18 protein-coding genes are annotated in these 20,309 nt (G+C 59.5%); 7 read left to right on the top strand and 11 right to left on the bottom strand.

Translation table 11 applies throughout. The features are described 5' to 3' along the window. Positions 1 to 43 precede the first annotated feature (43 nt). The 10 genes from NKI59_RS13950 to NKI59_RS13905 all read right to left on the bottom strand — a co-directional run bounded on the left by NKI59_RS13950 (position 44) and on the right by NKI59_RS13905 (position 9,278). Entirely contained in the window at positions 44 to 868 is an 825-nt protein-coding gene (locus NKI59_RS13950; protein WP_352704800.1) for a 3-methyl-2-oxobutanoate hydroxymethyltransferase, read from the bottom strand. A gap of 4 nt (positions 869 to 872) precedes the next feature. Then, positions 873 to 1,655: a TIM barrel protein gene (locus NKI59_RS13945; protein WP_352704798.1), complete on the bottom strand. Its 783-nt coding sequence runs from the start codon at positions 1,653 to 1,655 to the stop codon at positions 873 to 875. Positions 1,656 to 1,661: 6 nt separating this feature from the next. After that, positions 1,662 to 1,970, bottom strand: a complete 309-nt coding sequence (locus tag NKI59_RS13940; protein ID WP_352704796.1) for a MocE family 2Fe-2S type ferredoxin — start codon at positions 1,968 to 1,970, stop codon at positions 1,662 to 1,664. An 11-nt stretch (positions 1,971 to 1,981) separates the two neighbouring features. Next, the gene (locus NKI59_RS13935) at positions 1,982 to 2,941 is read right to left on the bottom strand and encodes a sugar phosphate isomerase/epimerase family protein (protein ID WP_352704794.1); all 960 of its coding nucleotides are present in this window, start codon (positions 2,939 to 2,941) and stop codon (positions 1,982 to 1,984) included. Continuing rightward, positions 2,938 to 3,942: a Gfo/Idh/MocA family oxidoreductase gene (locus NKI59_RS13930; RefSeq protein WP_352704792.1), complete on the bottom strand. Its 1,005-nt coding sequence runs from the start codon at positions 3,940 to 3,942 to the stop codon at positions 2,938 to 2,940. Before NKI59_RS13930 ends, NKI59_RS13935 begins: the two co-directional genes overlap by 4 nt. A gap of 84 nt (positions 3,943 to 4,026) precedes the next feature. Continuing rightward, complete coding sequence (locus tag NKI59_RS13925; RefSeq protein WP_352704790.1) at positions 4,027 to 4,872, bottom strand: ATP-binding cassette domain-containing protein; 846 nt, start codon at positions 4,870 to 4,872, stop codon at positions 4,027 to 4,029. Between the two features lie 122 nt (positions 4,873 to 4,994). Next, complete coding sequence (locus NKI59_RS13920; RefSeq protein WP_502901057.1) at positions 4,995 to 6,017, bottom strand: ABC transporter permease; 1,023 nt, start codon at positions 6,015 to 6,017, stop codon at positions 4,995 to 4,997. Then, entirely contained in the window at positions 6,014 to 7,054 is a 1,041-nt protein-coding gene (locus tag NKI59_RS13915; protein ID WP_352704788.1) for an ABC transporter permease, read from the bottom strand. The genes NKI59_RS13920 and NKI59_RS13915 overlap by 4 nt, the downstream gene beginning before the upstream one ends. Before the next feature lie 113 nt (positions 7,055 to 7,167). Beyond that, complete coding sequence (locus NKI59_RS13910) at positions 7,168 to 8,133, bottom strand: sugar ABC transporter substrate-binding protein (RefSeq protein ID WP_352704786.1); 966 nt, start codon at positions 8,131 to 8,133, stop codon at positions 7,168 to 7,170. Positions 8,134 to 8,231: 98 nt separating this feature from the next. Further along, entirely contained in the window at positions 8,232 to 9,278 is a 1,047-nt protein-coding gene (locus tag NKI59_RS13905) for a sterol desaturase family protein (protein WP_352704784.1), read from the bottom strand. Positions 9,279 to 9,450: 172 nt separating this feature from the next. On the opposite strand from NKI59_RS13905, the gene NKI59_RS13900 reads away from it, so the two are divergent. The 6 genes from NKI59_RS13900 (at position 9,451) to NKI59_RS13875 (ending at position 18,602) form a co-directional block, all read left to right on the top strand. Beyond that, entirely contained in the window at positions 9,451 to 10,485 is a 1,035-nt protein-coding gene (locus NKI59_RS13900) for a LacI family DNA-binding transcriptional regulator (protein WP_352704986.1), read from the top strand. A gap of 169 nt (positions 10,486 to 10,654) precedes the next feature. Then, the gene (locus NKI59_RS13895; protein WP_352590059.1) at positions 10,655 to 10,807 is read left to right on the top strand and encodes a hypothetical protein; all 153 of its coding nucleotides are present in this window, start codon (positions 10,655 to 10,657) and stop codon (positions 10,805 to 10,807) included. A 436-nt stretch (positions 10,808 to 11,243) separates the two neighbouring features. After that, entirely contained in the window at positions 11,244 to 13,904 is a 2,661-nt protein-coding gene (locus tag NKI59_RS13890) for a type I restriction endonuclease subunit R (protein WP_352704782.1), read from the top strand. After that, entirely contained in the window at positions 13,904 to 15,439 is a 1,536-nt protein-coding gene (locus tag NKI59_RS13885; RefSeq protein ID WP_352704780.1) for a restriction endonuclease subunit S, read from the top strand. Before NKI59_RS13890 ends, NKI59_RS13885 begins: the two co-directional genes overlap by 1 nt. A gap of 14 nt (positions 15,440 to 15,453) precedes the next feature. Beyond that, entirely contained in the window at positions 15,454 to 17,154 is a 1,701-nt protein-coding gene (locus tag NKI59_RS13880; RefSeq protein ID WP_352704778.1) for a DUF262 domain-containing protein, read from the top strand. Further along, a complete protein-coding gene (locus NKI59_RS13875) occupies positions 17,151 to 18,602 on the top strand; it encodes a class I SAM-dependent DNA methyltransferase (protein WP_352704776.1) in 1,452 nt (483 codons plus the stop codon). The genes NKI59_RS13880 and NKI59_RS13875 overlap by 4 nt, the downstream gene beginning before the upstream one ends. A 649-nt stretch (positions 18,603 to 19,251) precedes the next feature. Here the strand turns inward: NKI59_RS13875 and NKI59_RS13870 are convergent. After that, positions 19,252 to 19,488: a hypothetical protein gene (locus tag NKI59_RS13870; protein ID WP_352704774.1), complete on the bottom strand. Its 237-nt coding sequence runs from the start codon at positions 19,486 to 19,488 to the stop codon at positions 19,252 to 19,254. A 571-nt stretch (positions 19,489 to 20,059) separates the two neighbouring features. Between NKI59_RS13870 and NKI59_RS13865 the strand changes: the two genes are divergently transcribed. Further along, positions 20,060 to 20,251 carry a hypothetical protein gene (locus tag NKI59_RS13865; RefSeq protein WP_352704772.1) on the top strand — a complete coding sequence of 64 codons (192 nt, stop codon included), beginning with the start codon at positions 20,060 to 20,062 and terminating at the stop codon, positions 20,249 to 20,251. Positions 20,252 to 20,309 lie beyond the last annotated feature (58 nt).

The raw sequence follows: 20,309 nt of genomic DNA, 5'->3' as shown, positions 1-20,309 counted from the left end.
CGAGGTCGTCCCTCCCTTTTGGAGGGATGCCTCTGAAGCTGGTTCAGGCTTTCGTCTGCTCCAGGAATTGGCCGTATTCCGCGTCCGCGATAGCGACATTGTGCTGTGGCTGCGGGTAGGCGCCGGAACCAACGTCGGCGATGAATTCCTTGAACGCCGCAATCCGCTCTTGTTGGAGTCGCGCAAACTCGGCCGCGAAATTGCGATAGGTCTTGGCGTGGCGCGGCTTATGGCCTTCGGTGTGGCCCAGCACGTCCTCCGCGAACAGGTATTGCGCATCGGCTCCCGGACCGGCCCCCATACCGAGCATGATCATCGACGTGTTCTTCGAAATGAACTCGCCGATCCGGTCCGGCACGACCTCGAGTTCGGCTCCGAAGCAACCGATCGCTTCAAGCTGCTTCACCTGTTGCCAGACGCTCAAGGCTTCCGGGGCAGTCTTGCCCACGGCGCGGAACCCGGTCCAGGTGATGTATGAAGGGACAAGCCCGACATGCGCGACGATCGGCACGTAGTTGTCACAGAGTGCCTTTTGAATGTCGTAGGCGGCCGCGCAATAGAAGCAGTCGCCGCCCATGGCGGCAAAATGGAAGGCTGCGCGCAGATAATCCTCGGCCGTCGCCAGGGGGCGGCCGTTGAAGGTCCCCCAGCCGCCGTATGGCAGTCCCACTTGGACGAAGCAACGCCCAGCCGCCTCGCGCATTTCGGGAGAGAAGAACCGGCCCTCGATGGAGAGCATGTCGATGCCCGCCGCGTCGGCCGCTGCCGCCTCTTCAAGCGTCGTCACGTAAAGCATCGAGATTTTCTGCCCGCGCGCCTTCATGGCTCGGATGTCGGCGACGGTAGGACGGGTGTTCCTGTGGACCATTGTCTTACACCGTGAATGCGTTGCGGAATGCTTCGAGCGCGGCTTCCGGGTCGCCGGAGGCGAAGGCTTCCATCCCGACGGGGCCGGCGTAGCCCATCGCCTTCAGCGCCTTGGCTATGCCATGCCAGTTGACCTCGCCGGTGCCAGGCTCCATGCGGCCCGGCACATCCGCGACCTGGACCTCGCCGATCCACGGCAGGCAGGCCCGGCAGAGTTCGATCAAGTTCCCTTCGCCGATCTGCGCATGGTAGAGATCGAGGTTCAGGCGCAGGCGCGGATGGTCGACCGACGAAACCAGTGCCAATGCGTCTTCCGCGCGTCCGAAGGGCACGCCCGGGTGATCGACAGGAAGATTGAGGTTTTCCAGCGTGAAGGTCACGTCCTCCTTCTCGGCCATGTCCGCGACACGGCGCAGCGTATCGCGCGCCTTCAGCCACATGGCGCCAGTGACCACCTCGACCGGCGTAGCAGGCAAGCCACCTTCGCCAAGCCCTGTTCCATGGAGGTTCAGCCGCGCGACGCCGAAGCGTTTTCCCACCTGGGCGGTCAGTCGCGCCGTTTCCAGCAACTCCGCAGCGCCCTCCTCATCGGTCAGGCGCCCACGGAGGTAGCCGTTCATGATGGAGAAAGTCGCCCCCGATTTCTCCAGCTTCGTCAGATCATGGTCGGGCCAGTTCCAGAGGCCGACCTGGAAACCCATCTCGTGCAGGCGAGCTGCGCGCCATTCGATTGGCTTGTCGCGCCACAGCATCTCGGCGCAGGCGGCTAGCTGGAAGAGTTGGCCCATGATGACTCAAACCTCGATCATGATGCGGCCATTCTCGACCTTCGTCTTGTAGGTTTTGAGGTTCTCGCAGGCCGGTGGCGTCTCTACTTCGCCGGTCGTGAAGTCGAAAACGGAAGCGTGCTTGGGGCATTCCACCGTATTCCCCATGACAAGACCGTCGGCCAGGTGGATCTTCTCATGTGTGCAAAGCCCGTCTGTACAATAGTATTCGTCCGCGTCGTTGCGGAAGATGGCGAAGGTGCGGCCGCCATTCTCGAAGCGTTTGGCTTCCTCGGCTTCGATTTCATCAGCGGCACAAGCGTCAACCCAGGGCATTGAGTCTCTCCTCAGATATTTTGTGGTTTGAAGTCTGCGGGAGCTGACGGCATCACGCCCTGGAGCAGCGCGACGGACTTTTCGAGCCCCTCCAGCGAATTCAGAAGTACGTCTTCGTGCTCGATGGAAAGCCAGCCGTCATATCCAGCCATCTTCAGTCGATAGCAGAACTGTCGCCACCACTCCTCGCCATGGCCGAACCCAAGCGTTATGTAACTCCAGGACCGGGCCGGAATGTTCATCAGGCTGCCATTCTCAAGCAGCGAGGTCGTGGCCTGAACGGGCTTGTTGAGCATCGTATCCTTGGCGTGAACGTGATACAGGGCCTCGCCCAGCGCCTCGGCGGCGACCAGGGGGTCGGCCCCCATCCAGAACAGATGTGAGGGATCCAGGTTGGCGCCCACGACGGACCCCACCGCTTCTCGCAATTTCAGCAGCGAGGGCACGTTGTACACGCACTGATTGCCATGGAGTTCGAGCGCGACGCGATCAACGCCGTTTGCCTTCGCCAGGGCCGCGATCTCGGTCCAGAAGGGTATCAGCTTATCTTCCCATTGATATCTAAGGATGGTCTGCGTCTCGGGTGGCCAGGAGGAGACAACCCAGTTCGGCATGACATCGCTGGCACTACCCGCCGGCAGACCGCTCATGGTGCAGACGGTGCGAATGCCCATCTCGCCGGCGACGCGGATCGTGTTTTTCAGGCCTTCACCCTGAGCTGGGTCCGTTGGGTGCAACGGGTTGCCGTTTGCGTTCAGGCTGATGATCTCCAGCCCACGTTCTTCGAACGCTCCAGTAAACCGCTTCTGCGCTTCGCTGTCGCCGAGCATGGACGGAAGCCGGAAATGAGGGGCGGTCGACCAACCGCAGGTATTCACCTCGATGCCAGATACCCCCATGCGCTTTGCATGGTCCAACAGCGCGTCGAAAGGCAAACCGCCGAGACTGTCTGAAACGAAACCCAGCTTCACGCGTAAAACTCCGGCTTAGCAATCATTTTGACGGGTGTTCTACGGGCTTCCTTCAACGCCACCACGCCAGCCTCGGCAACGACGGCGGCGCAGTAGCCGTCCCAGCAATCCGAGGCGGTCATCGGGAACTCGCCTGTCATGACGAAGCGAAGGAAATCACGGTTCTGGCGGCGATAGGCATCGTAATAGCGGGTCCGCCAGTCGACGTCATAGCTTGTGCTTTGGGCAAGCGCCGACTCCCTGCGGGTGTAGGCAACGTTGTTCGTCGCCACGGCTCCGCGCTCACCGATCAGCTCGGCGCGGACGTCATAGCCGTAGGCGGCGTTGTTGTTGATCTCGATGTTGACGAGCTGCCCGTCCACCGTTTCCAACATCATGACAACAGGTGCGACACGCGCGTCCGAGCGGCGCGGCTGGAACGCGGAAATAGAGGCGTATTCCGTCCCGAGCACGTAACGCACGATGTCGAATTCGTGCGGTGCCGAATTGGTGATGGCCATAGCGCCGGTGAAATCGGCCGCAGGTGTTTCAACATTTCGATGGAAATTGTGTATCATCAGCGCTCGCCCGAGATGGCCATCGTCGAGCGTTTGCTTCATCTCCTGATAGGATTGATCGTAACGCCGCATGAAGCCGAGCTGGACGAATTTCGCCCCTGCCTTCTGTTCGGTTTCCATCACGGCGATGCAGTCAGCGGACGATTGTGAAAGGGGCTTTTCGCACAGAACGCGCTTGCCCATGGCAATACAGGCCATCGAGAGCGGCGCATGCGTGAAATCGGGGCTCGCAATGATCACGGCGTCCACGTCGTGCCGCGCGATGGCGCCGTTGGGGTCGGTGGCAATGTCGACGGCACCACATGCATCGGCGACCAGGCGAGCGCGCTGCTCGTCCATGTCGCAGATCAATTGGAGCTTTGCGCCTGGAAGCTCCTCGGCGACTATCTTGGCATGATCCGCGCCCATCAGGCCGGCGCCGATCACCGCAATGCGGATTGTCATTTCAGTCCTATTTTTTGCGTTCTAAATTTATGGGCAGCTGCGCGCCGTGACGTGCAGCCGCCTTGCTGGAGCTCTGGAGTGGGTCTAAGCGGTTGGTTCCTGCACCACTTGGAGGGATGATGGTGGATGCCCCTCATGCGTTTCCATGTAGCCCTCGACCTGGGCTTCGAGGTCGGCCATGGTCTCGCCGCCAGCCATCAGATCAGTGATCTCCTCGCGGGACTTTTCGCCCTTGCGGAAATCGACAGCGATGGCGCCGCGGATCAACACCGCGAAATGATCGCCGACGGCCATGGCGTGCATGACCTGGTGGGTGATGAAGACCACCGCGAGGCCGCGCCTCTTGGCCTCGTTGACAATGCGCAACACATGAGAGGCCTGCTTGACGCCGAGCGCCGCAGTGGGCTCGTCCAGGATCAGTACACGCGCTCCAAAATAGACGGCGCGGGCAATGGCAAGCGACTGGCGCTCGCCGCCCGACAGGCCCCCAACCAAGCGGTCACCGTCATCAATGCGGGTGATTCCGAAATCGCGTACCGCTTTCACCGCGATCTCGTTGGCGCGCTTGCGGTCGTAGATCTTGAACGGCCCCCAGCCTTTGGTCGGCTCTACGCCCACAAAGAAGGACCGCCCGATGCTCATCAGCGGGAAGGTGCCGCCGAACTGGTGCACTGTGGCTATTCCTTGTGCCTGGGCCTCCCGAGGTCCAGAGAAGGTAACCGGCTGACCGTCCATCAGTATCTGGCCGCTGGTGGGTTTGTGGACTCCGGCGAGCGTTTTGATGAGGGTGGACTTGCCGGCGCCATTGTCACCGAGCAGACAAAGCACTTCGCCGGCGCGTACCCTCAGCGAAATATCGTGCAGGACGTCGATTGGTCCGAAGGACTTGTTGACGTTTCTCAGTTCGAGAATGGCAGGTTTATCGTTCATGGCGGGCTCATCTCCCATCTGCGATCCGGCTGGCCTGACACTGTTGATAGGCGAGGAAATTGAAGGTCGATGCTCGTTGATCGGTGCGAGCCCATTGCTTGGCTGCTGTAGCAGATCATTTTTCATGGGTTTGCTGGCTCCCGCGGCACGCTTCGCTCGCGCCGCGGCCTGAAATACAGAGCCAGGTCGCGGAAGGACTGGTTCATCATCACCGCCACCAGAAGCATCACGCCGATGATCAGGTTCGACCAGTTCCGGTCAATCTGGGTGAAGTAGATGCCCTGGCTGACGATGGCGAAGGTGATGGTGCCGACGAAGATACCAACAACCGACCCGAAACCGCCGGTCAGCAATACGCCGCCCACGACCACGGACACGATGGCGTTGAAGATGAAGTTCATGCCGCCGGAGACTTGGGCGGAATTGAACAGGATCGCCTGGCAGATGCCAACAAAGGTGGCGCTGACTGCGGACAACACAAACAGCGCAATGGTCATGCGGTCTGTCGGAATTCCGGCGTTGCGGGCGCTGACACGATCGCCGCCCATTGCAAACAGCCAATTGCCGTAACGGGTCTTGTGCAGAACGAAGCCGATGATCACGGCGAATGCGATCCACCAGATGATGATGACTTGGTGGCTGCCACCGATCAACTGGCCGAACAGGAATTTGGCCCAGCCCGGCGCGGTCAGGGCAACGCTGGCAGTCCCGGTCAGAAGCACCGAAGCACTGAGCACCACCCCCTGCATGGCGACCAGCGTGGCCAGAGTAATGATGAGCGAGGGCACGGAGGTGCGGATCGTCAGCAGGCCGTTGACCAGGCCGACCGCCACGCCGACTGCCAGCGCCCCAGCAATTCCCACCCCAATGGGCAGTCCGTAATAGCCGGTGAGTATGGCGGTTGTCATGGAACCCGCGGGGATCAAAGCGCCGATGGAGATGTCGAGTTCGCCTGAGATCATCAGTAACCCGACTGGAATTGCGACAATGCCCAGATTGGCCGCGAAATTGACCCAACTCGCTGCGCCAACGAGCGTGCCCAAACTGGCGCCGCCGAACAGAACGAAGAACATTACGACGCCCAGAAGACTGAGGATCGAGCCGGCTTCGGGACGGCGCAGCACCGATTTGATTGCGTCCATCATGACTGCGGCCCCTTCTTCGACGAATAGCTGAGCGCCAGCTGCCGGAAGGTGTCGTTGGTCAGCACCGCGATCAAAAGAAGCGCGCCAATTATGACGCTTCCGATGTTGGGATCCATGCTCGTGAAGTAGATGCCCTGGTTCACGATCGAGAAGGTAATCGTGCCAAACACGATGCCAACGATCGAGCCGAAGCCGCCCGTGAGCAGAACGCCCCCGATGACCACACACATGATGGAATTGAAGATGAAGGACTGACCGGCCAGAACCTGCGCACTCTGGTAAACCATCACCTCGCTGACCCCGACGAAAGCGGCGCTGAAGCCGGACAGCATGAACAGACCGATGGTCAGCCGTTTGGTTGGGATGCCAACGTTGCGCGCGCTTTCCTTGTCGCCGCCGAGTGCATAGATCCAGTTGCCCATCGGGGAGATATGCAACAGCCAGAACAGGCCAATCACGAACACCACCCACCACAGGATCGTGACCTGGAACATGCCGCCGAGATAGTCGCCGAAAATTGCCTTGGTGAGCGGGTCCGGCACAAGCGAGACGCCGGTGCTGCCGGCGATCTTGACGGTGAGACCTAACGTCAGGCCCATCGTGAGGAACATGGTGCCAATGGTGATTATGAGCGACGGGATGGTGGTTCTCGTCACGAGCAGCCCGTTGAGGAAGCCGACAGCGAGGCCAAGGCCAAGCGCGGCCGTTATGCCAAGCCAGTCGGGCAGGCCATAGTGACCCGAGATGATGGCAGCGGTAAGCGACGCTGCGGGGATCACGGCGCCGACCGAGATGTCGAGTTCCCCGGCGATCATCAGCAACCCTATCGGCAGCGCGATGATCCCGATCTCAGACGCGATGTTCAACCAGCTGGCCGTGCCGGCTGCCGACGTGAAGGCACTTCCGCCGAACAGGCCAAAGAAAAGCAGAACTGCGACCAGCCCGAGGAACGAGCCCGCCTCTGGTCGACGCGCCAGCCGGCCGAGGGCTAGTCCGGACCGCGTGCGGTTCGGCGCCGGGGTTAATGTGGACGTCACGGGATGTGCCATTAGGGTAATCCGCGATCACGCGGCCGGCCGCGATGTGGCCGCCGCAGAGAGAGGGAAAAAGGGCCGCCCGCTGTAAAGCGAGGGCGGCCCAGGCGGGAGGATTATCGCGTCCCTGCTTTCACACCGGCGATGGTGGCGTCGACGTTTGTCTTGTCGATGATACCTGGTCCCGTAAGGATCTCGCGGGTGGGCACCGCCAAGCCGTAATTGACGTGGCCGTTCAGGATCGCTACAGCCAGGTATCCCTGCAGGTAGCCTTGCTGGTCGATCGCGCAGGCTTGCTTGCCATCCTTGATGTTGTTCAGGATGGTTTCGTCAAAGTTCATGCCGCAGAGTTGCACTTTCCCAACCTTGCCGGCCTGGGTAAGGCCGTTCATGGCCGAGTTGGCGTCAACGTTGCCGATGGTAAAGACGGCATTCACGTCCTGGTGCTGCAGCAGATAGGCTTTGACCGCCTGGGCGACGGCCGTTGCCGAGCCGAAGGATGTAGCGGGCAATGGCAGGACGTCGGCTTCGCCACCGCCGTTCTTCATCCCCTCCTTGAAGCCGCCGCAGAAGGCCTCAATATTGGCGGCGCCGGGCAGCGTGTTGATGCAGACGCCCTTCTTGTTGCCGGCCTTGGTGAGGTACTCGCCAGCCGCGACACCGCCTTTGTAGTCGTCTGAGCCGACATAGTTCATGGCGCCAAGACGATCGGCCGCTTTCAGCCCGCCGGCGTTGTAGATGATCAGGGGAATGCCAGCATCCCTCACTGCCTTGAACGCCGGGTCCATCGCTTCCGGCACCCAGTCCGGGCCAACGATGGCGTCGGCCTTCTGATCGATGGCCTGACGGATCAATTCGGCGGCGTCCACGCCCAGATTGTCATAGTTCTGCGGCCCGAGCCAGGTGACCTTGCCACCTTGGGCCTCGACGACCTTGCCAGCGTCTTCAGCACCGCGCTTTACGATCGACCAAAACGGATCGTCCGGCTTGCCGCCAACCACGAAGATATTGGCAGCGAGCGTCGCGCCGGCGCTGAATCCAATCAGCACCGCTGTCGACACGAGTGTCTTGAAAAGCTTCATAGTCTTCCTCCCAATTTACCCCGTGGGGTCTCAACAAAAAAAGTCTTGCTGTCCCGGGCCCACTCCTCTCAGGCGCAGTCGAAACAGCGTTTGGATCGTTATTCCGCCGGCATTCCAGACGTGGGATCGCTGCGGCCTTCCTGCTGGCCACGCATTTTTTCCTTCTTCTTGCGGAAGCGGGCCTTCATGACCTCATCGGCTTCTTTGCTGCCATCGTGCCAAGTGCCGAACAGCTTATCGAGGGGTACCAGCCCATCACCGCCGTAGTTCACCTCGAAATACTTGTGGTGCAGGTAGTGCACGTACGAATGGCTATCGAGTTTAACCTTGTCGGTGATTTCGAATGTCTCGAAGCCGAGGTGGCCGTTCACCGCTCCAAATCCCGCTCCGTGCAGCGTGAAGTAGGCGCAGACCGGATTAGAAGGGATCAACAGGTGCAGCCAGGCTTCAGCATGATAGAGGAAGCCTTCGACTGGGTGCATCGACAGCGACGACCAGGGACTTGGATTGATCGAGTTATGATGGACCGAATGCACCCATTTGTAGAGCGGCGGCCAATGGATCGCCCGGTGAAGGAAGAAGAAATAGACCTCATGCACGGCCGGCGCGAAAAGCACCAGGAACGAGAGGTAAAGCCAATTCGTCGTCCATGGCAGCCAGACCGCCCAGCTGTTTGCATAGACCCACAGCATCACGATCTCGACCACTGTCCATAGTGGAATCGTGACGAAAAACGAGCGCGTGAAATTGTCGATGTTCTGGTTTTGAAACCAAAACACGTCAGACGGCGCGTCCGAAGGGAATTTTGGATTATATTTGAAGCGGTTCTGTTGCTTGCGCTGGAAGTAATAGCGCAACTCGAAGAAGCCGTAGAAAAGGAATATGCCGGCGGCGTTTAGGCCGTATAGCCAGAAGTAGTTGAGAACTGAGAAGGTCGCGAGGCTCTGCCAGCTTGGGATAAGGAAGTTCACCCAAATAATCGACGTGGCAATATGAAAGGCGTTCCACGGCCAAAGAAATTCAGGAATCCACGCCACCACCTTCTTTGCATTGAACGGACGATGCCAGATTGGCGCCGGCTCGGCCCGGCGATGCGGAGCCCAGTTACCGCGTTTATCGCGCGTTCCATACTGAAGGTCATCCATCCTAACAGCGCCTCCCTGCGGAGCTATTCCCAACTGGGCTCGTCAAAACATCGGCCCTCTATTGGGTGGGATTCATATCGGAGGCTTGATATTTCTAGAAGGCGAAAATAGTATCAAAGCGACATTTGTATCATTTGATATCAGTCATGATGATATAGCTGGGATGGAGCTCATGAGGCGACCGACAATCCACGATCTCGCTACTGCGGCAGGCGTTTCGGTGGCGACCGTGAATCGAATTCTAAGTGGCACCGTTTCAGTACGCCCGAAGACCGTCCAACGAGTACAAAGCGCAGCGGAGGAAATTGGGTTTTACGGAATCGGAGCCATTGATGATCGGGCTCGTAAAATATCTCCACACTACCGATTGGGCTTCCTGCTTCAGCAGTCGACCCGTGATCTCTACCAATTGTTCGGGAAGAAGATTATTGCCGCCTGTCGCGAGCGTCGCGACGAGGTCATCGATCCAATAGTCGACTTCGTGGATCTGCTGACGCCGGAGACAATCGCGAGCCGTCTGATTGCGCTGGGCGATTCATGCGACGCCGTTGCGGTGGTCGCGGCAGATCATCCCATCATTGGCCAGGCCATCCGTTCGCTGAAGGAGATGGGCAAACCGGTTGTCTCCTACATCACGGATCAGTCCGCGCCGGAAAGGGCCGCATATGTAGGCACCGACAACTGGAAGCTGGGGCGCACTGCAGCCTTCCTGATTACCCAAACCACTCACGGACCGGGTCGTATAGCGGTTTTCATAGGCAACCACCGGTATCAATGCCAGGATGTGTCAGACGCCAGTTTCCGTTCCTATTTGCGCGAGCACGCTCCACGGCTAGCGGTAGAGGAAAGCCGTCCGACCCACGAGGAAGCCAGTGAGGCCTATCGAATGGTGACTGAGCTTCTGAAATCGACTGACGATCTTGTCGGAATTCTGATCGTCGGAGGCGGAATAACTGGTGTACTTCGTGCCTTGAGGGAGGTGTCTCCTGAGCGGCGGTCGGGTATCAAAGTAGTATGCCGTGACATTGGACCCGAAACTCGAAAGGGACTGTCTGAGGGCCTGATCACTGCAGCTCTTTGCCATCCGCTCGAATCGACCTCGGCCCTTCTTGTCCAAACGATGATCGATGTCATTGGACCGCAAGCACCATTTGCCACCCTTCAGCGATCCATACCTTTTGAAATCGTCACGCCGGAGAATATCTGACGCAGATGTCAGCTGCGGGCGCGGCATCCTGGACCCGATAGGATGTCCGCTTGCAGATGACGCACTAACGGACCTCAACGGCTGGTTTGAGGCGCAAAGCTGTCGTGCACTGCTCGGTTTGCGAGAGTCTGCTTCGGGTCAGGTCACGACGATGCCCACACCAACCTGAATGTCCGCTGTTGAATATCGCGGCGAAGCTGCCGGTCTGCTCTCGGCCCATTTCGACCAGAACGCGACCTTAGAGTATCTGCTCGGCAATGACCGCTCCTGGCGGATTTTGTTGAAAAAGTCTGGTGCTCCGGAGGGCATACCTCTGAAGTAGAAAGGCATTTCTCGCTGGGCGTACTGCTGGAATCGAGATTCACAGGCAATTCATTTGCGGAACGAAATTCTATCCGCGCAGCCCTACGGCCTCGGTGGCGGACTTTTCAACACTATCGGCGCAATTGAGCCGTCCGCCACAAAGTCTGTGTAGGGGTGAAATCTTCGAGGCCTGAGCTAACCGCTAAACCTGCCTTTGCGTCGAGAACAGGACGGTTGACTGAAGGGAAAAGCCGCTGGCCGGCAAAGCTGATTGTTAAGTCCCGCACGGTAGAAGAGTCGCCGTGAGACAGTCAGTTGAAACATTTCGAACGTCTAACGGGCTTTCGCCGAAGGGTTGCACATCATAGTGTGCGCGAATGAACGAGGGGGCATTTCATCCGGAAGACAGGGCGCGATCCCAGATTGATCGGCGCCTGTTGCTGTGCGGATGGGTGGTGCAGACTCGCGACGAGATGAACCTGGGAGCGGGCGTTGGCGTGGCTGTCCGGGAATTCCAGACCGCTACCGGTCCCGTCGACTATGCCCTGTTTGTCGGACGAATCCTGTGCGGCGTCGTGGAAGCCAAGCCGGAAGGATCGACGCTTTCAGGTTTCGCCGAGCAGGCGGCACGGTACATGGCGGGCGCGCCAAGCCATCTGGTGCGGTCGGATGGACAGGTACGTTTCGAGTATGTTGCCTCCTCCTCGGAAACGCTTTTCCGGGACCACGCCGATCCGGATTCCACATCACGTATCGTCTTTTCGTTTCACCGTCCGGAGACCCTTGACCGCTGGATCAAGGATTCCGCGACGCTTCGTGCCCGGCTGCAGTCAATGCCCCCGGTCGATCCAACTGGCTTGCGCACCTGTCAAGTAGACGCCGTAACTGCACTTGAGCAGTCGCTGGCGGCGAACAAACGGCGAGCGCTCGTTCAGATGGCGACGGGGGCCGGGAAGACATTCACTGCCTGCACGCTGAGCTATCGGCTGCTGGCGCGTGCCGGCTTCCGGCGCATCCTCTTCCTGGCGGACCGCGCGAACCTGGTCCGCCAGACCCGGGACGAGTTTCTCGCTTACCGCCCGCCGGGAACAGGCAGATCATTCTCGGAGATCTACAACGTCCAGAAGCTCGGCGCGGCGGGGCTGGACAAGGATTCACAGGTAGTGGTCGCGACTATTCAGCGCATCTACTCAGTGCTGACCGGCAAGGAGCTTGCGGAAGAGGCCGAAGAGATTTCGTCCTTCGAGCAGTCTGGCCCGGCGACCGAGCGCCTGATCAGCTACAATCCCTTGATACCGATCGAGAGCTTCGATCTGGTCATCACCGACGAATGCCACCGGTCAATCTATGGCACGTGGCGGCAAGTGCTCGAATACTTCGATGCCTTCACGGTCGGTCTCACCGCCACTCCCTCGCTTCACACGCTCGGCTTCTTCAACAAGAACCTCGTGGCTCAGTATCCCTATGAGCGGTCGGTGGTCGACGGCGTCAATGTCGGCTTCGAAATCTTCCGCATCCGGACGGAAATCGGTGAACGCGGGTCGACCGTGAAGGCAGGCTACGACCTTCCGGTCCGCGATAAGCGAACGCGAGCCGAACGCTACGAGACCCTGTCGGAAGATTTCGCATACACGCCGGACCAGATCGACCGGACTGTCCTGGTCCCGAACCAGATCCGCACGGTTCTCGAATCCTTTCGTGACACACTCTTCACCGAACTATTCCCCGGCCGTCACGAGGTTCCGAAAACTCTGATATTTGCCAAGGACGACCACCACGCCGAGGAGATTGTTGGGCTGGTCCGGGAGGTGTTCGGCAAGGGAAACGACTTCGCGAGGAAGATCACCTACAAGACTGACGGCGCCGATCCCGAACAGCTGATCCGCGCCTTCCGCAACGACTACAACCCGCGCATCGCCGTCACCGTCGACATGATCGCGACAGGAACGGACGTCAAGCCGATCGAGGCGCTGATCTTCCTTCGAGATGTCCGTTCGGAGCTTTATTTCGAGCAGATGAAAGGACGTGGCGCCCGCACCATATCGCCGGAGAAACTGCGCGAGGTCACTCCGGACGCCGAAGCAAAGACGCGTTTCGTACTGGTCGACGCGGTTGGCGTTTCCGAAAGCCTCAAGACGGTATCGCAACCTCTCGATCGTGACCGGGTCATAGGATTCGATCGGCTGATCGACGAGATCGCCGCCGGACGACGGGACGATGACGCCTTCGCAACCCTTGCGGCCCGTCTGGCCGCTCTTGACCAAAGGATCGGCGACAAGGATCGCGCGGCAATCACAAAAGCGACGGGCGGCGTCGATCTCGCGGGTTTGGCAGGGCGCCTACTCGATGCCGTCGACCCGGATGCGCTTGCAGCCCGCGTGGGCCAGGACGCGCCGGAGCTGGAGCAGCGCAAGGCGCGAGAGGCGGCCAAGGATAAGGCAGTGGAAATCTTTGACGACCCGGCTCTGCGCAAGCTGCTGAAGGACGTGAAGGCGGCAGCAGATATCCGGATCGATACGATCTCGACGGACGCTGTCGTCTCATCAGGGTGGGACGAAAAACGCGCCGAAGATACGGTCGAGAGGTTTCGACGATTCCTGGATGAGCGTCGCGACGAACTTGCCGCCCTGCAGATCCTGTATCGGCTCCCTTATGTGCAGAAGCGGCTGACCTACGAGGCCGTAGACGATTTGCGCGAAGCGCTGAAGCGGCCGCCATGGCTGCTGGAGCCTGTCGACATCTGGCGGGCATACAAGCGTATCGCCGCCGAAAAGGTGCGCGGTAATCCTGCCGGAACGCTGGCCGACATCGTCATGCTGGTCCGCTACGCGCTCGGGCAGAACGAATCCCTGGAACCGCTGCCCGCCGTGACCGCCGGACGGTTCAATCTGTGGCTGGGGCGTGAGGAGAAAGCAGGGCGGGTCTACTCCGAGGAGCAGAAGGCATGGTTGGCTGCCATCCGCGACCACCTCGCCGTGAACATCGAAATCCGGCCGGAGGACATGATGGACGCGCCAGAGTTTGCCGCCAGGGGTGGAATCGTGCGAGCGCGGGGACTGTTCGGCACAAGGTTTCCGAATATGCTCGATGAACTGACGGAAGTGCTGGTGGCGTAATGGAAGCAGTGGCGGCGTGGGGCGATCGGCAGGGAGCCGCTGAGGGATCCTGGGAACTGCCAGAGGGGTGGGTCTGGGCGCCGCTTGAAGCGGTTGCACCAGTAAACCCTCCAACTGCGTTCCAAGGTACCCCGGACAAAGAAGAACTCGCGTTCGTTCCGATGGCGGCCGTCTCGGAAGAGACTGGCCGCATTGCTTTGGATCAGCGACGGCCCGCGAAAGACGTCGCAAAAGGGTATGTTCGCTTTATGGAGGGAGACGTGATCTTCGCCAAGATCACGCCTTGCATGGAGAACGGAAAAGTCGCGCCAGTTTCGGGACTACCGAGCCAATTCGGTGCAGGCTCGACCGAATTCCACGTGCTGCGTCCGAAATCCATCGATCAACGCTATCTCTGGTACTGGCTAGTTAGCCGCCGATTCCGTCAACAGGCTCAGCGACATATGAGCGGCTCCGCAGGCCAGCTTCGCGTGCCTGTTGACTACCTCCGTCGTTCCCTGATGCCTGTTCCTCCGCTTCCGGAGCAACGACATATCGTCACCCGTATCGACGAGTTATTCGCCGAGATCGAGGAAGGCGAGGCTGCGCTGGCCGACGCGCGCAAGGGGCTGGAGAAATTCCGCCGCGCGCTGCTGAAAGGTGCCGTCACAGGTGCATTGACAGAGGACTGGCGCGCCGCGAACCCGGTGGGTGAAACCGGTCACGATCTCCTAGCCCGCATCAAATCGGATCGCGCCGCGCATGATCCGGCCAACCGCCGTGGCCGCCGCGCGGCTGAAGCGCGGCCGCTGGATGCTCCCGCGCTGCCAGCGATTCCCAAGGGCTGGGTTTGGGCGAATGTCGATGAAGCCAAGTCCGGGGATCAACGCAACGGGATTTCGATCCCCGGCTCACCGACTCCGCCGGGTACGAAGGCGTTGCGCCTTGATGCGCTTACAGTCCACGGGTTGGACCTTAAGGCCGTCCGTTACATCCCGCTTCCATACGAAAGAATTGCCGACTATCGCGTGAACAACAGTGATTTGCTTATTTCCCGGGCTAATGGGTCAGCGGAATTTGTCGGCCGCGCCGTGTATGTCAGCCAAATTGGCGAAACGGTCGTGTTCCCCGATACGATCATTCGTTACCCCCTTGGACCAGATCGACAATTTGGGCGCTGGCTGGAAATGGCATGGAACAGCGCCTTGGGAAGGAGCCAAATTCACCGCTTGGCTAAAACGACAGCAGGAATCCTTAAGATTTCCCAACAGGACATTTCTCAAGTTGCTCTGCCCATCCCCCCGCCTTCCGAAGTTGCCGAAATCCTCCGTCGTATCTCTGACGCGCTTTCCACTCACGAAGACACGCTCACCATTCTGGACGCCGAAGCCGCCGACGCCATGCGGTTGAAACAATCGATCCTAAAGGCCGCCTTCCAAGGGCGTCTCGTGCCGCAGGACTCAAACGATGAACCGGCTGTGGCGATGCTCGCACGGCTCAAGTCCACCCATTCAATTACCGAGCCCGCACGTCGCAGGCGCCGGTCAAAGTCATAATCAAGGACGCCAGAATGCAATTTGAACCGATGGAATTGGAGCCGATCAAGGCCGGTCAGGAGCGCTTGAGCCGCGTGTTCAGCGATGAGTTCGCCTTCGCCATTCCGACCTATCAGCGTCCCTATGCCTGGGAAAAAGAGCAGGCCGAAGCGCTGCTCGACGACATCCTCGCCGCGCTTAAGGACGCAACTGATACGCGCGGAGCCGTGACCTATTTCCTCGGCAGCATCGTGCTCATCAAGCAACCTGGCTCGCCTGAAGCAAAAGTCGTCGATGGCCAGCAACGGCTGACGACGCTGACGATCTTGCTCTCGGTCTTGCGGGATCTCTCATCACTGGAAGTAGCGATCAAGCGCCACGATTACATCTGTGAGGAAGGTGATCCGGACAAGGGTACCAAGAGCCGATATCGCCTCACCCTACGCAAGCGCGACGAGGAATCCTTTCGCGAGACGATCCAGAAGAAGGGAGCCACTAAGGCATTACCCGGCGCCAAGGGTCTGACCGATAGCCGCTTGCGGATCGTTGAAAATGCGACGCTGTTCTATGAGCGCGCGAAGGCCATGACACCGGAGGCGCGTGATCGGTTGGTCGCGTTCTTGCTGCAGCGCTGCTATCTGGTCGTCATCGCGGTTGCCAATGTCGACATGGCGCATCGAGTCTTCACCGTTCTCAACGCGCGCGGCCTCGATCTGACACCAGCGGATATTCTGAAGGCCGATCTACTCGATCGTGTGCCCGCCGATGACGAGAAAGACTATTCGGATTCCTGGGAGACCATCGAGGAACAGCTTGGAAGAGAGCGTTTTGTCGAACTGTTTCAGCACATTCGGATGATCTACCAGCGAGAGAAACCGCGTGAGCGCCTGGAAGTTGGATTCAAGAGGTTCGTGTCCGACTTTGCCGATCACAGGCTTTTCATGAAGGACGTATTGCAGCCGCTGGGCGCAACCTACGCCAAGCTGTTGTCGCCTCCCGCATTCGCCACGCTCTACGGCGACGAAGCCACCAAACGGCTACGTTATCTCAGCAAGCTCGACAACAATGATTGGCTACCGGTTGCACTCAAGTTCTTCGCCCACACGAGTCCTTCAGCCGAGGACGCTGCTCTTTTCATGCGACGGCTGGAGACGCTCGCCTATTTCCTGTTCGTGACCCGGGCCGATATCAATGAGCGGATCAGGCGCTACGCAAACGTCCTTACCGACCTCGTCGGTGGCGCCTGGAAGGGCAAGTCGATTGAATTGACCAAGGAAGACAAGATGGCGTTCCGTGTCCACCTCGACGGCCCTATCTATCAGGTCACGCGGGTGCGGTTGCCGCTCCTCCTGCGGCTTGATGCCGAGCTCTCCTCTGGCGGCGCGGCCTACAGTCACGACATCGTTTCGGTGGAACACGTGCTGCCGCAAACGCCTGATGCCGCCAGCCAGTGGCTGAAGGACTTCCCCGATCAGGCGAAACGCGATGAGTGGACCCACAAGCTGGCCAATCTCATGCTGCTGACGCTTCGCAAGAACATTCAGGCAAGCAACTGGGATTTCACAACCAAGAAAGATCGCTATTTTTCCGAAAGCGGTGGCGTATCCCCCTTCGTCATTACCACCCAGGTGCTCGGTGAAATGGGGTGGACGCCGGCCGTGCTGGAAACTCGCCAGAAGGCCCTGCTCTCGAAGCTCTACGCCACTTGGGATATTGCGCCCGAGGTGCAGGCATGAACGCTCAAACCCTCGTCGCCAAGGTCTGGAACTTCGCGCATGTGCTGCGCGACCAGGGCGTTTCCTACCAAGCTTATATCAGCCAGATCTCCTATCTGCTGTTCCTCAAAATGGACGAGGAGCGGGTGACGCAGATCGGTGAGGCGTCCATGCTTCCAGACGGCGCGCGCTGGTCCGACATCAAGGACCTCACTGGCGAGGCGCTGTCGCTACACTATACGCGCCTTCTCGAAACGCTGTCGAAGCAGGGCGGCATAATCGGCGCTATCTTCCTGAAGGCCCAGAACGAAATCCAGGATCCCGCCAAATTGCGGCGCCTGGTTGGGCTCATCGACAGCGAGGTTTGGCTAGGCCTGCCGGTCGACGTAAAAGGCGACATCTACGAGGGGCTCCTCGCCCGCAATGCCGAGGACGTAAAATCCGGCGCGGGACAGTACTTCACGCCGCGCTCCGTCATCGAAGCGATGGTCGAGGTCGTCGATCCGCAGCCGGATCAGACGGTGCATGATCCCGCCTGCGGCACGGCAGGATTCCTACTGGCCGCCTGGGAGCACATGAAGGAGAATCCGAAGGCCCGCGATCGCGCGGTCTATTCCGCACTGAAGAACAAGTTTTCCGGCGTCGACATCGTCCCGGAGGTCGTACGCCTGGCGGCAATGAACCTGTATCTGCATGGCATTACCGGTGTCGATTCCATCGTGGAGGCAAAGGATGCACTGCTCGGCGCGGGCGGCAAGAGCTACGAAATCGTCCTGACGAACCCGCCCTTTGGCAGGAAGCAGAGCTACCGGATCGTCCGCGATGACGGTGAAATCGACAGCGAACGCGAGGATTACGATCGCCAGGACTTCTTCGTCACGACGTCGAACAAGCAGCTGAATTTTCTGCAGCACATCATGACGGTGCTCGCGCCCGAGGGCGAAGCCGCTGTCGTGCTTCCGGATAATGTCCTGTTCGAGGGTGGGGCAGGTGAGACCATCCGGCGACGGTTGCTCAAGAACTTCGATTTTCACACCTTGCTGCGCCTGCCGACGGGAATTTTCTACAAGCAAGGCGTCAAGGCGAACGTGCTGTTCTTCGACAAGAAGCCGCCCTCGGAGACGGCCGCCACGAAGGACCTCTGGATCTACGATCTCCGCACGAATAAGCGCTTCACGCTGAAAGAGCGGCCCATGACGAAGGGCGACCTCTTGGACTTCATCGAATCCTACAGATCCAGGCGCCTACGTGAGCGGGAGGAAGCCGAGCGCTTCCGCCGCTTCCCCCTGGAAACTCTGCTCGCCCGCGACAAGGTCAACCTCGACATCTTCTGGCTGAAGGACGATACGCTCGACGATCCAGACCTGCTGCCGCCTCCGGACGAAGTGGCGGCAGAAATCCTCGAAAGCCTTCAGACAGCGATCGATCGGTTTCGCGGAGTGGCGGCGGCGCTGAGGCAGCAAGGCTGATCCGAGCATTTGTAAACGTCTTGACATGTAGAGGTTCGATCGCCTTTCGGGAGGCGGCAGAGGCATCTGCCAGTACAGCGGGAGAAAGTCCGCGGATACGGGACTAATAGGGCGGCCGCGGGTCGAACGACGTCGAGGATCAGTCATCACTGCCATGTCCGGCACGTCGCCTAAATTCCGCGGAGGCGTCCGGTTTTCGGGAAGGGAAAAGGTTCCCGAAGGTCTCGAATGGTGTAGGCACAATCGTTGTGCGGAAATGAATGTCTGCTCTGCCAATCGGGAAATGTGAACTCGCCAGTCTGCTTGCGGCGCCTGTTCGTACGTTCGAGGCCTCGGTGCTAAGCGTCGGCTCCTGGCGCAACCGGCTTGTTCCGATGACCAGCGCCAAGGTCAAAAATCCACCCCGAGCTGCGCTACGCGTCGGGTACCAAGCGTCAGGCTTTCACCACTAGCGGGAGGCGAAGGCATCGTCATATTTTGTCAATTCATGCGCAAGGTAATAGGAGAAATAGATGCAGTCGTTCGTTGCAGTACTATTTTCCCTTGAGAGCATCGGGGAAGCGCTCGTCGATATCTCCATTAGGCAGTGAGACGCCGAAGTATCTACGCACCTTAAGGATCTCGACGTCTCGGCACCAAGGCGATAGCTTCAGTGCGCTGATTTATTGCTTTGGGCGAGGCCGATTTCTGATGCCTTCAAACGGATAAGCGCATCAAGCCCAAGCACTCGCGTACCGATCTTCTCGAGCACGGTAGTTTGCAGGAACTCAGTTGGAGCAAACACTAACGGTATGTCTGCCTGCCATTCGAACGGCGAACGGCTACCAGCGGTCTGCGCCTGAAACTGGTGAAGGGCGGCCTCACCGTCCAGAAAACGGCCGCGCATGGTCTGACGAACTGTCCTTTAAGAGCGATGAATACGTTGCTGTTTTGAGGCACAGGGGAAGGGCCGCGCTGATAGCGTTTAGTTCGGCAACTACCGCTTGCCGTTGTTGATTCCTGCTGATCATGCTGGGCACCCACGCACCGAAGTAGGGGACCGCCATAGCACCAACCAAGGCGACGAGGACTGGAGGTTTCACCACCTCGCTAAGAAATGGCGCTAGCCAGTCCGCAGTTTCCCCGAGAAGGCCGACGCCCTTACTCACGGTTTGAAGCTTCATCAGGGACGAAGTCGAGAGGATAGCAGGCGAGGCGGTGGCCGTCGGTGGCGACAACGCCGCTCTTGCCGTAGGCCGGCGCTGTCCTATGCAAGGAAGTCGCACGGAACGAAGCCGAGGCGGGGCAAGGCGCTTCATCTATTTCCTGCACCTCGCCGGCAACCGGGTTCCGAAAGACGAGGTCGAAGGATTGCTCCGCCTTGGCATGATCGAGGCGGGCGGCGCCAGCTTTTCCCCCGGCGACGGCCAGAAGTCCCGGCCAATCGGACCCGAGTTCAAAAACGGCTAAAGGCTCCCATGCCAAAGCAGGCATATGAGAAGATCGAATACCTCGACGACCCGGAGACGCCGGACAACACCGGATGGTGGATCGTCTACTACAATCCAGATGGCACGTCATATGACGCGGTTGGCCCCTATGAGGGCGAGCAAGAGGCCACCAAAATCCAGCAAGTTGCGGCGGCGAGCCGGACCTTTGCCGCGCGTTGATAAGAGGGATCGCCGGCGGCGCGGATGATTCGCACTTCGGCGAGCCAGCGGGAGTTCA

Origin of the sequence: Mesorhizobium sp. M0598 (assembly GCF_040320865.1) — a bacterium.
Classification (GTDB): domain Bacteria; phylum Pseudomonadota; class Alphaproteobacteria; order Rhizobiales; family Rhizobiaceae; genus Mesorhizobium.
Note: the sequence above shows the minus strand (reverse complement) of the source record. Positions and strands in the feature narration are given on the sequence as shown.

Excerpts from the sequence above, each read along its gene's own strand:
- NKI59_RS13930 (WP_352704792.1), bottom strand. The coding sequence starts at position 3,942 with ATGACAATCCGCATTGCGGTGATCGGCGCCGGCCTGATGGGCGCGGAT.
- NKI59_RS13900 (WP_352704986.1), top strand. The coding sequence starts at position 9,451 with ATGAGGCGACCGACAATCCACGATCTCGCTACTGCGGCAGGCGTTTCG.
- NKI59_RS13920 (WP_502901057.1), bottom strand. The coding sequence starts at position 6,017 with ATGATGGACGCAATCAAATCGGTGCTGCGCCGTCCCGAAGCCGGCTCG.
- NKI59_RS13945 (WP_352704798.1), bottom strand. The coding sequence starts at position 1,655 with ATGGGCCAACTCTTCCAGCTAGCCGCCTGCGCCGAGATGCTGTGGCGC.
- NKI59_RS13865 (WP_352704772.1), top strand. The coding sequence starts at position 20,060 with ATGCCAAAGCAGGCATATGAGAAGATCGAATACCTCGACGACCCGGAG.
- NKI59_RS13885 (WP_352704780.1), top strand. The coding sequence starts at position 13,904 with ATGGAAGCAGTGGCGGCGTGGGGCGATCGGCAGGGAGCCGCTGAGGGA.
- NKI59_RS13910 (WP_352704786.1), bottom strand. The coding sequence starts at position 8,133 with ATGAAGCTTTTCAAGACACTCGTGTCGACAGCGGTGCTGATTGGATTC.
- NKI59_RS13940 (WP_352704796.1), bottom strand. The coding sequence starts at position 1,970 with ATGCCCTGGGTTGACGCTTGTGCCGCTGATGAAATCGAAGCCGAGGAA.
- NKI59_RS13870 (WP_352704774.1), bottom strand. The coding sequence starts at position 19,488 with ATGCGCGGCCGTTTTCTGGACGGTGAGGCCGCCCTTCACCAGTTTCAG.
- NKI59_RS13950 (WP_352704800.1), bottom strand. The coding sequence starts at position 868 with ATGGTCCACAGGAACACCCGTCCTACCGTCGCCGACATCCGAGCCATG.
- NKI59_RS13880 (WP_352704778.1), top strand. The coding sequence starts at position 15,454 with ATGCAATTTGAACCGATGGAATTGGAGCCGATCAAGGCCGGTCAGGAG.
- NKI59_RS13905 (WP_352704784.1), bottom strand. The coding sequence starts at position 9,278 with ATGGATGACCTTCAGTATGGAACGCGCGATAAACGCGGTAACTGGGCT.
- NKI59_RS13925 (WP_352704790.1), bottom strand. The coding sequence starts at position 4,872 with ATGAACGATAAACCTGCCATTCTCGAACTGAGAAACGTCAACAAGTCC.
- NKI59_RS13895 (WP_352590059.1), top strand. The coding sequence starts at position 10,655 with ATGTCCGCTGTTGAATATCGCGGCGAAGCTGCCGGTCTGCTCTCGGCC.
- NKI59_RS13875 (WP_352704776.1), top strand. The coding sequence starts at position 17,151 with ATGAACGCTCAAACCCTCGTCGCCAAGGTCTGGAACTTCGCGCATGTG.